This is a genomic window from Nonomuraea sp. NPDC048916, from assembly GCF_040649575.1.
In the GTDB taxonomy this organism is placed as follows: domain Bacteria; phylum Actinomycetota; class Actinomycetes; order Streptosporangiales; family Streptosporangiaceae; genus Nonomuraea.
On the sequence record NZ_JBEZFS010000021.1, the window covers coordinates 103,099 to 115,984 of the forward strand.

The 12,886-nt window shown below is 69.7% G+C and carries 12 protein-coding genes; 7 read left to right on the forward strand and 5 right to left on the reverse strand.

Annotation, left to right across the window (positions count from 1 at the left end; genetic code table 11):
- Window positions 1-39 precede the first annotated feature (39 nt).
- Window positions 40-615 carry a Uma2 family endonuclease gene (locus AB0C16_RS23385; RefSeq protein ID WP_357686005.1) on the forward strand — a complete coding sequence of 192 codons (576 nt, stop codon included), beginning with the start codon at window positions 40-42 and terminating at the stop codon, window positions 613-615.
- Here AB0C16_RS23385 and AB0C16_RS23390 read toward each other — a convergent pair.
- The 4 genes from AB0C16_RS23390 to AB0C16_RS23405 all read right to left on the reverse strand — a co-directional run bounded on the left by AB0C16_RS23390 (window position 605) and on the right by AB0C16_RS23405 (window position 5,294).
- A complete protein-coding gene (locus AB0C16_RS23390; RefSeq protein ID WP_357686006.1) occupies window positions 605-1,102 on the reverse strand; it encodes a hypothetical protein in 498 nt (165 codons plus the stop codon). The two genes, AB0C16_RS23385 and AB0C16_RS23390, sit on opposite strands and share 11 nt — an antisense overlap.
- 560 nt (window positions 1,103-1,662) lie before the next feature.
- Window positions 1,663-3,771, reverse strand: a complete 2,109-nt coding sequence (gene uvrB, locus AB0C16_RS23395) for an excinuclease ABC subunit UvrB (protein ID WP_357686007.1) — start codon at window positions 3,769-3,771, stop codon at window positions 1,663-1,665.
- A 213-nt stretch (window positions 3,772-3,984) separates the two neighbouring features.
- Window positions 3,985-4,218: a helix-turn-helix transcriptional regulator gene (locus AB0C16_RS23400; RefSeq protein WP_357686008.1), complete on the reverse strand. Its 234-nt coding sequence runs from the start codon at window positions 4,216-4,218 to the stop codon at window positions 3,985-3,987.
- A 14-nt stretch (window positions 4,219-4,232) separates the two neighbouring features.
- A complete protein-coding gene (locus AB0C16_RS23405; RefSeq protein WP_357686009.1) occupies window positions 4,233-5,294 on the reverse strand; it encodes an ABC transporter permease in 1,062 nt (353 codons plus the stop codon).
- Window positions 5,295-5,433: 139 nt separating this feature from the next.
- Here AB0C16_RS23405 and AB0C16_RS23410 point away from each other — a divergent pair, with 139 nt between their 5' ends.
- The 6 genes from AB0C16_RS23410 to AB0C16_RS23435 all read left to right on the forward strand — a co-directional run bounded on the left by AB0C16_RS23410 (window position 5,434) and on the right by AB0C16_RS23435 (window position 11,678).
- The gene (locus tag AB0C16_RS23410; protein ID WP_357686010.1) at window positions 5,434-7,032 is read left to right on the forward strand and encodes an SPFH domain-containing protein; all 1,599 of its coding nucleotides are present in this window, start codon (window positions 5,434-5,436) and stop codon (window positions 7,030-7,032) included.
- The gene (locus AB0C16_RS23415) at window positions 7,029-8,261 is read left to right on the forward strand and encodes an SPFH domain-containing protein (RefSeq protein ID WP_357686011.1); all 1,233 of its coding nucleotides are present in this window, start codon (window positions 7,029-7,031) and stop codon (window positions 8,259-8,261) included. Before AB0C16_RS23410 ends, AB0C16_RS23415 begins: the two co-directional genes overlap by 4 nt.
- A 9-nt stretch (window positions 8,262-8,270) precedes the next feature.
- Window positions 8,271-9,044 (forward strand): sporulation protein, encoded by a 774-nt coding sequence (locus AB0C16_RS23420; RefSeq protein ID WP_357686012.1) that lies wholly within the window; start codon window positions 8,271-8,273, stop codon window positions 9,042-9,044.
- Between the two features lie 167 nt (window positions 9,045-9,211).
- Window positions 9,212-10,252: a hypothetical protein gene (locus AB0C16_RS23425; RefSeq protein ID WP_357686013.1), complete on the forward strand. Its 1,041-nt coding sequence runs from the start codon at window positions 9,212-9,214 to the stop codon at window positions 10,250-10,252.
- Window positions 10,249-10,866 carry a hypothetical protein gene (locus AB0C16_RS23430; RefSeq protein WP_357686014.1) on the forward strand — a complete coding sequence of 206 codons (618 nt, stop codon included), beginning with the start codon at window positions 10,249-10,251 and terminating at the stop codon, window positions 10,864-10,866. Before AB0C16_RS23425 ends, AB0C16_RS23430 begins: the two co-directional genes overlap by 4 nt.
- Before the next feature lie 11 nt (window positions 10,867-10,877).
- On the forward strand, window positions 10,878-11,678 hold the full coding sequence (locus tag AB0C16_RS23435; RefSeq protein ID WP_357686015.1) for an inositol monophosphatase family protein: 801 nt from the start codon (window positions 10,878-10,880) through the stop codon (window positions 11,676-11,678).
- A gap of 5 nt (window positions 11,679-11,683) precedes the next feature.
- On the opposite strand, the gene AB0C16_RS23440 is transcribed toward AB0C16_RS23435, so the two are convergent.
- Window positions 11,684-12,856, reverse strand: a complete 1,173-nt coding sequence (locus AB0C16_RS23440; protein ID WP_357686016.1) for an SLC13 family permease — start codon at window positions 12,854-12,856, stop codon at window positions 11,684-11,686.
- Window positions 12,857-12,886: the final 30 nt, after the last annotated feature.

Here is a 12,886-nt window from a genome sequence, read left to right on the forward strand (position 1 = left end):
GATGGATCCACGGCGTGACATGGCCGAGGAGGCACCACGATGAGCACCGCCCTTCCGGAGTGGTTCTATCCCGGCCCTCCCGGTGGCTGGACCGCCGACATGCTCGATCATCTTCCCCCCGACGCGCCCCCGCACGTCGAGTTGATCGATGGGTCCCTCATCGTGTTGTCGCCGCAAACGGCGTTCCACATGCTCACGCTCCGGTTGCTGGAGCAGTCACTCCGACCGCCGCAGCGGCTCGTCGTCGCCCGCGAGATGGCGGTCACACTGGGCCTGCGCCAGCGACCCGAACCAGACATCCTCCTGGTCAACCGGTCGGCCCTCAAGCCGGAGGTGACCTCGTTCAAGCCCGAGGACGTCCACCTGGTCGTCGAGGTGGTGTCGGAGGAGTCCCGAGACAGAGACCGCACCACCAAGCCGTTCAAATACTCCAACGCCGGCATCTCGCACTTCTGGCGAGTGGAGGCGGAGGACGCGAGCCCTGTGGTCTACACCTTCGAGCTCGAACCGGCCGTGCGGGCCTACGTGCCGACCGGCATCCACCGCAAGCGGCTGTGCACCCACATCGGCTTCGACGTGGAGATCGACCTCGACCTCGACCGGGTCATGGGCTGACCCCGCCCCACCCGTCATAGACCACGGCGGCGAGTTCGTCGACGCCAGCGCCTCTGTTGTACAGGTCCTTCGTTGCCTGTGCCTGTCTCACGGTGGGGAGCAGCCCCTCCAGGAGAACCGGCAACGACAGCCGGCGCAGCAGCAGCTCACCTTCCGAGATCCCGTACGGTCTGCGCACCACGGACACGTTGACCCTGAGCGCGTGCTCGTTGCCCGGGGGCACTCCCGGGCGGTCGATCTCGATCGCCACGTACCTGAAGCCGTTGGCCAGATCGCACCCGGCGCAGCCCGCCTGGCCCCGGCTCAGTCTGCCGCCGCACTCGGCGCAGGTCAGCCGGTCATAAGCGGCGTCGACGACCCGCCACAGATGCTTGTCGGGCTCGTCGACGACCATCTCCGCGATGTCCCGCTCGTCAGCCGCGCTTGCTCCGGCGAACTCCCGCCCCAGAAACTCCCGCCACCCCGCCTCGACGAGTTCGTCCACCACGGCGGCGCAGTGGGCGCAGCCGGGGGCTCCGGCTGGCTCCCAGCCCCCACACGCTCCACAACGCCGCATACCTGGCACCGTAGCCGCCCCGGCTTGGCCCCTTCACCTCCTTTATCGGCGGTGCCCTTGCCTGGGCTTCCGCTCTGTTCTTCCCGGGTTTTGCCGAGCTGCCCCTGGGGGGCCGCAGGCTTGGCTGATCTGGGTGCCCGCAAGTCCAGACCTATCTAGGTGCCCGCAAGTCCAGGCTGATCTGGGTGCCGCGGAGGCGGGTGGGCGTTCCGGCCGACTTAAGACCGTGCCAGGTACCCCCGCGCCCGAGATAAGGCCGAAGGCCAAAAGCACCAGACCCCGGGCAATCGCGGTCGGCCGGAACGCCCACCCGCCTCCGCGGCCCGAAGCCGACACTCACCTCCACGCCCCAGAGTCGCACCCGTCTCCGCAGCCCAGAGGCCGCACCCACCTACACGGCCCGGGGCCGCACCCACCTCTGTGGCCCTGAACAACACCCACCAAGGCACCAGCGGGACGGAAGCACCTCCGGCACGAACCGCAAGAGAGAGCTACTTGACCCCCGCCTCACGCATGTCACGCAGCTCGCGCTTGAGCTCCTTGATCTCGTCACGGAGCCGAGCAGCGACCTCGAACTGCAGATCGGCAGCCGCCTGATGCATCTGTTCGGTCAACGACTCGATCAAGGACTCTATCTGCGCCCGAGGCAGCTCGCCCGCGATCGCCTTGGCGTGCGCCCCGGCCTGCTTGCCGGCGAACCCGGGCACGGGAGCCTTGCCGCGGGACTGCGACCTTCCTCCGCCGAGCAGCCGGTCGGTGTCGGCGTCTTCGCGCTGCAACGAGTCGAGGATGTCGGCGATCTTCTTGCGCAACGGCTGCGGATCGATCCCGTTGGCCTGGTTGTAGGCGATCTGCTTGGCCCGCCGCCGGTTGGTCTCGTCGATGGCCCGCTCCATGGAGGGTGTCACCTTGTCGGCGTACATGTGCACCTGACCGGAGACGTTTCGGGCGGCTCGTCCGATGGTCTGGATGAGGGAGGTCTCGGACCGGAGGAACCCCTCCTTGTCGGCGTCGAGGATGGCGACCAGGGAGACCTCGGGCAGGTCGAGCCCCTCGCGCAGCAGGTTGATGCCGACGAGCACGTCGAACTCGCCGCTGCGCAGCTCGCGCAGCAGCTCGATGCGGCGCAGCGTGTCGACCTCGCTGTGCAGGTAGCGGACCCGGATGCCGAGCTCCAGCAGGTAGTCGGTGAGGTCTTCGGACATCTTCTTGGTCAGGGTGGTGACCAGCACCCGCTCGTCGCGGTCGGCCCGCTCGCGGATCTCGTGGACGAGGTCATCGATCTGCCCCTTGGTCGGCTTGACGACCACCTCGGGGTCGACCAGCCCGGTGGGGCGGATGACCTGCTCGACGACGTCGCCCTTGACGCGGCCCAGCTCGTAGGGGCCGGGCGTGGCGGACAGGTAGACGGTCTGGTCGATGCGCTCCAGGAACTCCTCCCACTTCAGCGGCCGGTTGTCGAGCGCGGACGGCAGCCGGAACCCGTGCTCGACCAGGGTGCGCTTGCGCGAGGCGTCGCCTTCGTACATGGCGCCGATCTGCGGCACGGTCTGGTGGGACTCGTCGAGCACCAGCACGAAGTCTTCGGGGAAGTAGTCGAGCAGCGTGTGGGGCGCGCTGCCGGGCCCACGGCCGTCCATGAAGCGCGAGTAGTTTTCGATGCCGGAGCAGGTGCCGATCTGGCGCATCATCTCGAGGTCGTAGGTGGTGCGCATGCGCAGCCGCTGGGCCTCCAGCAGCTTGCCCTGCCGCTCCAGCTCGGCGAGCCGGTCGGCCAGCTCGGCCTCGATGCCGGCCACGGCCGCGGCCATCCGCTGCTCGCCCGCGACGTAGTGGGACGCGGGGAAGATGTGAAGCTCTTCGTCCTCGGTGATGACCTCGCCGGTCAGCGGGTGCATCGTGGAGAGCTTCTCGATCTCGTCGCCGAACATCTCGATGCGCACGGCGAGCTCTTCGTACTTGGGGATGATCTCGATCGTGTCGCCGCGGACCCGGAACGTGCCGCGGGTGAAGGCGAGGTCGTTGCGGGTGTACTGCATGTCGACGAGGCGGCGCAGCAGCTGGTCGCGGTCGATGTCCATGCCGACGCGGAGCCGGGCCATGCGGTCGATGTATTCCTGGGGCGTGCCGAGGCCGTAGATGCAGGACACGGAGGCGACCACGATCGTGTCGCGGCGGGTCAGCAGCGAGTTGGTGGCGGAGTGGCGCAGCCGCTCGACCTCGTCGTTGATCGAGGAGTCCTTCTCGATGTAGGTGTCACTCTGCGGGACGTAGGCCTCGGGCTGGTAGTAGTCGTAGTAGGAGACGAAGTATTCGACCGCGTTGTTGGGCAGCATCTCGCGCAGCTCGTTGGCGAACTGGGCGGCGAGCGTCTTGTTGGGCTGCATGACGAGCGCGGGCCGCTGCAGTCGCTCGATGAGCCAGGCGATCGTGGCCGTCTTGCCCGTGCCGGTGGCGCCCAGCAGGACGTTGTCCTTGGCTCCGGCCTTGACGCGGCGCTCCAGCTCTGCGATGGCCGTCGGCTGGTCTCCGGACGGAGTCATCTCGGTGACCACCTCGAAGGGCGCCACCTTCCGCTGCAAATCTGTGACCGGTCGCATGCTGCCCACTGTAGGCCGCCCCACCGACAGAAACGTCACCCGGTGACGGGCACCCCCTTCATCGGGGTGAACCCGGACAATTTGACATCAGCGCTGGTCACGTCGGCCGGCTGCTCCTCGCCCTTGCCGTGGCGGGCGCAGGCCTACCCCGGCACACCTAAAGGTCATAGATCGCTATTTACACCGATATATCAAGCGCTTCGTTCGCCTATATCAGGCGCTTCGTTCGCCGATCTTCGGAAACGGGATCGTGGAGAAGACGACCTCGACCGGCACCTCGAAGTGGCCGGCGATGCGCAGCGCGAGGTAGAGGCTCGGGCTGTATTCGCCGCGTTCGAGGTAGCCGATCGTCTGGTAGTGCACTCCCAGCGCGTCGGCGAGCTGCCTGCGGGTCACACCGCGCTCGGCGCGCAGCAGCGCGATGCGGTTGTAGACGGTCTCACTCATCGCCGTACATCTTCTCAGCCGATGCGCTGCAGCGCCCGGTCGCGGCGCGCCTGGACGGCCGAGCCCGACTCGCGCCTGGCCATCCGGCGCAGCACCGGCGGTGCGATCAGCAGCCCGGCGACGGACCAGGCGATGAGGACGGCCATCGTCGCCCCGGGCCGCCACGAGCCGCCGATCTCCACGGCCGCGGCCGAGTCGGGCAACAGCGCGGAGCGCATGCCGAGCCCGAGCCAGTACAGCGGGAACACGTGGGCCACGGCCTGCAGCCAGCCGGCCAGGGCGGAGATCGGGTAGAAGATCCCGGAGACGGCGGTGAGACCGCCCATGGAGACCATCGACAGCCCGGCGGCGGCCTGCGGGCTGGTGGCCAGCGAGCCGATGACCGCGCCCAGCGGCAACGTGGACAGCAGGCCCAGCAGGGCGACCCAGGCCACGGTCAGCCAGGCGCCGGGCCCCGCGCCGGCCAGGTCCAGCACGAGGAACAGCCCGGCGACGAGGATCATCAGCAGGCTGCCGATGGCGGTGAGCGACACCGACACCACCCGGCCGACGAGGTAGCCGACCATGCCCTGCGGCAGGGCCTTGGCCCGCAGGAGTGTGCCGTCCTCGCGTTCGACGGCCAGCGATCCGACCGCTCCGAGCAGTCCGTTGGCGCCGATCACCAGGCCGAGCATGCCGGGCAGCGTGGCCATCGCGAGCGGCATCGTCGAGCCGGGCAACGTGGCGTCGCGCTGGAAGTAGAGCACGACGACGAAGGCGGCGGTGGTGACCAGCGCGAAGCCGATCTCCTGGGGGGCGATCAGGGTGTGCTTGAACTCGGTCCATCCGCGATCGGCGCCGAGCACCCGCGCCCGGCCCGCCGAGGGCACGCGGAAGCCCTCCAGGATCTCGATGGTGGTGGTCTTGCCCGCGCCGTTGGGGCCGAGCAGCGCGACGACCTCGCCCGGGGCCACCGCGAAGTCGACGCCCCGCAGCACCTCGTTCCGCCCGTAGCTCATGCGCAGGTCGCCGACCTCGATCGCGGCGGTGGTGCCGGCGGCGTCGACGTGGCCGTCCAGCTCGCCCACTGTGCTCATCAATCCCCCAAGTAGTAGGAGTACTACATTCATAGCATGTCTGCTATCGAACGCAATAGACCTGTGACCAGCGCTGCAAGCGAACAGTAAGTCGTACCCGATACGGTCGAAATCGCCTGTAGCGGAAAAGGAAGGTGTTATGGCACGCCCCAGAGAGGCATTCATCCAAGCAGGTCAAGGGTTAGCTCAGGCCGTCATGCAGGGTGGTGACGTGCGTCAGGCGATGGGCCAGGCCGTCGGCCAGGCGATGAACCATCCCGGGCAGGCCCCCGGCTTCGCGCTGAACCCGCACGACTTCGCCGCGGCTCGCGACGGCGGCGTCTCGATCGGCACGCTGATCGAGGCCAGGACCGCCTCGCTGAACGAGGCCGGCGAGATCGTCAACCGCAGCTTCGCCGAGAACGGCATGCACGTCATCTCGCCCGTGGTGATCCCCAAGAGCGGCACCGCCAAGGTGATCGTCCCGCTCGGCATCCTGGTGATGCTGGGCCTCATCGGCGCGCTCGGCAACGTGATCCCCAACACCGACCTGTTCTTCGGCCCGCACTACTGGATCGTCCTGGTGCTGGCCGCCGCGTTCCTGTGGTGGCGGCGCAGCGTGGTCATGGTGCCCGAGGGCTGCAAGGCGCTGATCACCAAGTTCGGCAAGCTCGTGCACATCGCCGAGCCGGGCAGGGTGACGCTGTTCAACCCGTGGAAGCGGGTCAGCTACATCGTCAACACCACCCGCGAGTACCCGTTCAACGCCCCCATCCGCGAGGCGCCGACCCAGCAGGGCGTCAAGGCGAGCGTCGACCTGTTCCTGCAGTTCAGGATCGAGAACCCGGCGGAGTTCATCTTCGTGCTCGGTTCGGTCAGCGGCTTCCAGTCCAAGCTGCAGAACGCCATCAGCGAGGTCACCCGGTCCCTCATCTACGCCCAGCGGGCCGAGGACATCTACGACCTGGTGGGCGAGAGCACGCACGGCATGCTGGAGAGCCTCAACCAGCAGTTCCTGCCCGCCGTCCGGCTCACCGACGTGAACATCACGCACGCCGAGCCGTCGAGCCAGGAGTACCGGATGGACCTGGCGGCGCCCGAGATGGTGCGAGTCGCCAAGGAGGCCTACACCTACGAGTACGAGCTGCAGCTGCGCAAGGAGCAGAACGAGGGCGACCTGATCAAGGAGCTGGCCGGGCTGCAGGAGACGCTGAGCGCCATCCAGGCGGAGATCGCCGGCTACCAGGCCCGCATGGACACCGCGCTCGAACGGGCCGAGCACCAGGCCAAGGCGCAGGCCCGGCAGCGGCTGGTCGAGGCCGAGTCCACGGCCAAGGCCAACTCGGCGCTGCTGGAGGCCCAGGCGCTGGACATCCGGGCGCTCAGCGCGGCCGAGGCTCCGGAGATCCTCGAGTACCGCTTCCAGCAGGACCTGCTGGACAAGCTGGAGTCGGTCTCGAACCGGCTACCGCAGGTCGTGCAGGTGGGCGAGCACACCGACATCGACTTCCTGGCGCTGGCCCAGCAACTGGTCGGCGGGAAGGGGGCCGCGCTGTTCTCCCGCGAGGACATGGCCGCCATCCGGTCCAGGCTGTCCGAGATCGGCAAGCGCGTGGACGACCGCGAGGCGGAGATCACCGCGCTGCTCAGGAAGGTCGCCGAGGAGGTCGCCGAGGCGCCCGCCCCCGAGCTCGAAGCGGCGGCGACGACCGCGGCCGAGCGGCACATCGCACGGAATGTGGAGCGTGAGGTCCGATGAGCGGCCGCGAGTTCTCGAAGATCAAGGAGTCGCTGGCCTCCTGGTCCGACATCCGCCAGCTGCTGCGCGGCGGCGAGCAGGGCCAGCTCGTGCCCGTCGTCATCCCCAAGGACAGGCGGGGCTTCGCCTGGATGTCGCTGGTCTTCATCGGCGTCTACTTCGCCGGGATGGCCGCGCTGACCGGCCTCACCCTGCTGGCCGCGCCGATGGCGCTGTTCTTCCTGGTCGTGGCGGCGATCTGGATGTGGCGCCGGGCGATCATCGAGATCGAGGAGGGCACCACCGGCGTGCGCAGCCGCTGGGGCGCCATCACCGGCACGCTGCCGCCCGGCCGCCACTACCTGTGGGTGCCGTGGGACCGGGTGGACGCCGTCGTCGACACCTCGACCGAGATCCCCTACTCGGCGCCCATCGTGGCCTGCCCGACGGCCGAGAACGTGCCGCTGAAGTCGATCGAGTTCTTCCTCAAGTTCCGCATCGTCGATCCGGTGGCGTTCGTCCGCACGATCGGCGCGGGCAACTTCGACCTGGTCCTGTCCAGCGCCGTGCAGGACGCGATCAGGCAGCGCAGCCGCCGGGTCAACACCGAGCGGGCCTACGACCTGCGCGGCTCCGACGTGGGTGACATGCAGGAGGCGCTCAACCGCCAGCTCGGCCGCTACGGCGTGCGCGTCACCGGCGCCAACATCCCCGACGTGCAGCTGCCCGACCAGTACCAGCAGCACCTGGCCACCCGCGAGAAGGTCGCCAAGGAGCTGTCGGCGTACGAGCGCGAGTGGGAGCTGACCCGCAAGCGCCGCATCGACACCCTGCTCATGGAGATCGAGCGCTCCAAGAAGACCCGCGACGCCCGCGTCGTCGAGGTCAAGGCCGCGCACAACACGGCCCGCAAGGACGTGGCGCGGATGCTCGAGGAGCAGGAGACCGAGGCCCAGCGGGTGCGCTGGGAGATCGAGGCCCGCGGCCGCGCCGAGCTGACCTCGGCCGAGAACGAGGCCAAGGCGCTGCGCCGGCTGGCCGAGTCCTACCGCGACAACCGGGCCGTCCTGCAGTACGAGCTGGCCCGCCGGCGTCTCGACGTGGGCGCCAAGCTGGCCGAGAGCGCCCCGCAGCCCCTGGTGGTGCGCACCCAGCAGGGCGCCGGCGACTCCGCACTGTCCACCCTCCTCCTGGCCCAGCTGCTCCCCCGCATCTCGGGCCGCCACAATGGCGAGGCACCGACCGCATAGGAGAATCCCATGGTGTTCCGCAAGCTGATGGCCGCGTTCGGCGCGGGCGTCGAAGTAGACACTGTGCTGACCGGCACCGGCGTACGCCCCGGTGATCCGCTGCGCGGCATGGTCAACTTCCGCGGCGGCGGCTCCGACTACAAGGTCGAGGGCATCTACCTCGACCTGACCGCCGTGGTCGAGATCGAACAGGGCGACCACGAGTACAAGACGTCCTACAGCTTCCTGCGCCAGCAGGTGGCGGGGACGTTCCAGCTGACCGCGGGCGCGCAGCACAGCCAGCCGTTCGAGATCACGATCCCGTGGGAGACGCCGATCAGCGCCATCGGCGGGCAGCCGCTGCGCGGCATGCGGCTGGGCGTCCAGACCGAGCTGGCGCTGGCCGGCGCGCTGGACAAGGGCGATCTCGACCCGCTGTTCGTCAGCCCGCTGCCGGCGCAGGAGCACGTCCTCGGCGCGCTCGACCGGCTCGGCTTCCACTTCAAGAAGGCCGACCTGGAGCGGGGCACGCTGTACGGCTCCACGATGCCGTTCTTCCAGGAGATCGAGTACTACGCGGGCGGCCAGTGGCGGCGCCACTTCAACGAGCTGGAGCTGACGTTCATCGCCGGGCCGCGGCAGATGGACGTCATCCTCGAGGCCGACAAGCGGGGTGGCTTCCTGACCTCCGGCCACGACGCCCTCAACCGCTTCACGGTCCGCTACGACGCCCACCCCGGCTCGGCCGACGAGGCGCTGCAGCGCGCCCTGGAGCAGATGGCGCGCCGCCGCGGCTGGTTCTGACCTGCCCGGCCGGCGCGGGCCGGCGGGAAGGAGTTCCGGGTCGATCGTCACGGCCGCCGATCCCGTCCGGGGGTCGGCGGCCGTATCCCTGCGTGCGCTGGTGATCGCATGGCGCGCTCGTTACCATGACGTGGGGACTGACTGATCGTCGGGATGCGGGGCGAACGATGGCACGGTTCATGGCGGCGTTGCGCAGGATCGCCCCGTGGGCGGCCCAGAACGCCGACGGCGCGATCGCCCTCGGCCTGGCCATCGTGGTGGGCGTGCTCGGCATCATGCCCGAGGACATCTTCGGGCCCGAAGGCGTCGACGTGCAGCGCCAGCTCGTCAGCGCGGCCACCCTGGTGATCCTGGCGCTCGTGGCCACCGCGCTGCTGCGCGACCGCGCCCGCCAGGCCCCCGTCGAGGCGACGATCACCTCGGGCGCGCTCGCCGACCTGCCGGTGCGGCTGCGGCGCCTCGACGAGATCGACACCCTGGTGGCCGGCACCCGCAAGGCGCTCGACTCGCTCCAGCTGGTCCGCGTGCTGGGCAGCCGCCAGGAGATCGCCCAGGCGCACGCCGAGGCCCGCAAGGACACCACGCGGTGGAGTTTCAAGGGCGGCACCGGCACCTACCTGCGGGCCGTCACCCTGCCCGAGTGCGCCGCCGCCGCGCGCAGGGTCAAGCGCCACCTGACGGTCAGGATCGAGGTGATCGACCCGTCCAACGCCGAGGTGTGCGAGACGTACGCCCACTACCGGCGCTCGCTGTCCGACGTCCCCGACGGCACCGGCGAGACGTGGACCACTGACAGGGTCCGGAAGGAGTCGTTCGCCACGATCCTGGCCGCGTTCTGGCACCGCCAGCGCTATGGGCTGCTCGACATCGGGGTGGGGCTGTCGGCGACGATGACCACGTTCCGCTGGGACCTGTCGGCCACCCGCCTGATCATGACGGTCGAAGACCCCAACCGGGCGATGACGGCGCTGGCCGGCACGTTCTTCTACGAAAACTGCGACACCGAGTTACGGCTCAGCTTCGAGCAGGCGCGCCGGGTGCCGCTGGAGATGTACAAGCGGGTGCCGCTGAGCGACGAGCCGACGGTCGAAGAGGTGCAGGAGTTGTTCGAGAAGGTCGGGGTGCCGCTGCCCAGGGCCTACAACGAGCACGACGTCGTCGATATCGCCCGCAAGGCCTTGCGGGCCGTCAATCCGTACAGGTCATGAGTTACCAGGGCGTCTATCAGCAGGTCGCCGAGGGGCGGGCCAGGTCGTGGGCGCTGCGGGCGATCTCCGGGGGCGACGTCACGGCCGTGCGCCACCCGCTCGGGTTCGTCTGCATGCCGCTCGAACGCGACGGCGGCGACGGGGTCTGCCTGCACCTGTGGTCGGGCACGCTCGCCCACGCGCGCAGCACCACCTCGCAGATCCACTGCCACAGCTGGGACCTGTTCAGCCACGTGCTCTACGGCCAGATGCGCAACGTGCTGGCCGTGGTCACCGACGCCGCGCACGACGCGACGCACCGCGTGTTCGAGGTGGTCAGCGCGGCCGACGGCGACCACATCTCACCCACCCGCCGCACCGTGCGACACGCGACCGGCCGCGTCGAGGTGTTCGGCGCGGGTGACAGCTATACGCTGCCCGCGGACCGGTTCCACAGCAGTGTGGTGCCGGAGGGCGGTGAGGCGGCCACCATCGCGCTCGGCAGGGGGCGCCTGGGCAGCCGCGACCTGTCGCTCGGCCCGCTCGGCGCGGGTGGCCACCACGTGGCCAGGGAGCCGCTCGACGCCAAGGAGACGGCGCTCGCCGTCAGCCTGATCGCCGCCCACCTGACCTGAAGGGTGCCACGATGGATCTGGATCACGCTCGCGCGGTCGCCGTTGACGCCGCGCAGGCCGCGGGCGCCCTGCTCCTGGCCGGCACGGGCGGCGCCATCGGGGTGCGGCCCAAGGGCGGCTCCGGCGACGTGGTGACCGACCTGGACCTGGCCTCGGAGAAGCTGCTGCTGGAGCGCATCCTGACGGCCTTCCCCTCGCACGCGGTCATCGCCGAGGAGTCCGGCCTGCTGGGCGCGTCGGGCGGGGAGTGGACGTGGCTGGTGGATCCGCTCGACGGCACCAACAACGTGGCGATCGGCCTGCCCGCCTACGTCGTCGGCCTGGCCCTGTGCCGTGGCGGCCGTCCCCAGCTGGGCGTGGTGCACGACCCGGTCACCGCCCAGACCTGGTCGGCGATCCGCGGCCGTGGCGCCGTCACCTCCTCGGGGCGCCGGCTGATCGCGTCCCACCGTCCGTCACGGCACGGGCCGCTGCTGGCGTGGACTCAGGGCTACACCGTGTCCAGGAGCGACGCGACCGTACGATCGCTGAAGGCGGCGCTGGAGCTGAGCGCGCGGCGCGTCCTGCAGCTGTGGGCGCCGCTGCTGTCGTGGGCGATGCTGGCCAGGGGCGACATCGACGGCATGGTCGGCTACCGGGCCGAGGCGGTCGACCTGCCCGCGGGGGCGCTCATCGCGCAGGAGGCGGGCATCGAGATCCGCGCCCTGGACGGCGGGCCGTTCGAGGAGAGCATCGACGGCACCGCCGATGACCGCAGCTTCGTCGCGGCCCACCCGCACGCTCTGCCCGGCCTGCTCGCGCTGATCCGCTGAGCCGCTCAGGTCGTCACGACGAGGGCCCAGGCGGTGGCCAGCACGCCGACGACGGCCAGGCCGGCACCGGTCAGCAGGAAGCGGCGCATCGGCACCTTGACGCCGTGGCGGCCGCACGACTCGAACCACAGGAGCGTGGCCAGCGAGGCCCAGGGCGTGACGACCGGCCCGACGTTGGTGCCGGTGAGCAGGGCGAGCAGCTGCCCCTGCTCGCCGGACGGGATGACCGCCTCGACGGCCTTGTAGGCGGGCAGGTTGTTGATGAGGTTGGACAGCCCGGCCCCGACGGCGGCGGTCCGGTAGGGGTCGCGCTCGGCGCCGAGCATCCAGCCCATCAGGTCGGCCAGGCCGTACCTGCTGAGGGTCGGCACCACCAGGAACAGGCCCGTCACGAAGATGAGCAGCTGCCAGGGGACCAGGGCCCAGGTGAGCCGCTCGCGGGCGCGCACGGCGAACGCCACCACGATGATCAGGGCGGACGCCGGCGCCGCGACCGCGACGTGCACGTTGAGCAGCAGCAGGCCGATGAACAGGGCGCACGCGGCCGAGGCGGCGGCGAACAGCGCCCGGTCGCCGACCGGCTCCAGCAGCGGCGGGGTGTAGCGCAGGTCGCGACGCTCGCCGCGCCGCCAGTAGAACGTCCACAGGAAGGCCATGGTGACCGCGATCGCGACGATCTGCGGCGCCCACATGCGCGCGGCGAACCCCTGGGCGTCGAGGCCGATCTTCTCCATGCCCAGGAGGTTGGTCAGGTTGGAGACCGGCAGCAGCAGGCTGGCGGTGTTGGCCAGCCAGATCGTGGTCATGGCCAGCGGCAGGGCGGCGATGCGGGCCTTGGGCGCGAGGGCCAGCATGACCGGGGTGAGCAACACTGCAGTCGTATCGAGGTTAAGAAATATCGTGACAAATGATGCGAAGGCCGTACACAAGACGAACAGGGCGAAGTAGTTGCCGCGGCCGAGCACCGCCATCCTGGCCGCGATGGCGTCGAAGACCTGGGCCTCCTTGGTCAGCTCCGCCAGCACGATGACGCCCACCAGGAACACCAGCAGCGGCCCGATCTCGTCCAGGCTCTCGACCGCGTCCTGCAGGGGAAGCAGCCCGGTCGCCACGAAGATCAGACCGAGCGTGAGCAGCCCGATCCTGATCCAGTCGAGCACGTCAAGACGCCGCCACACCCGATGATGATCGCACATCGACTCCAAAAC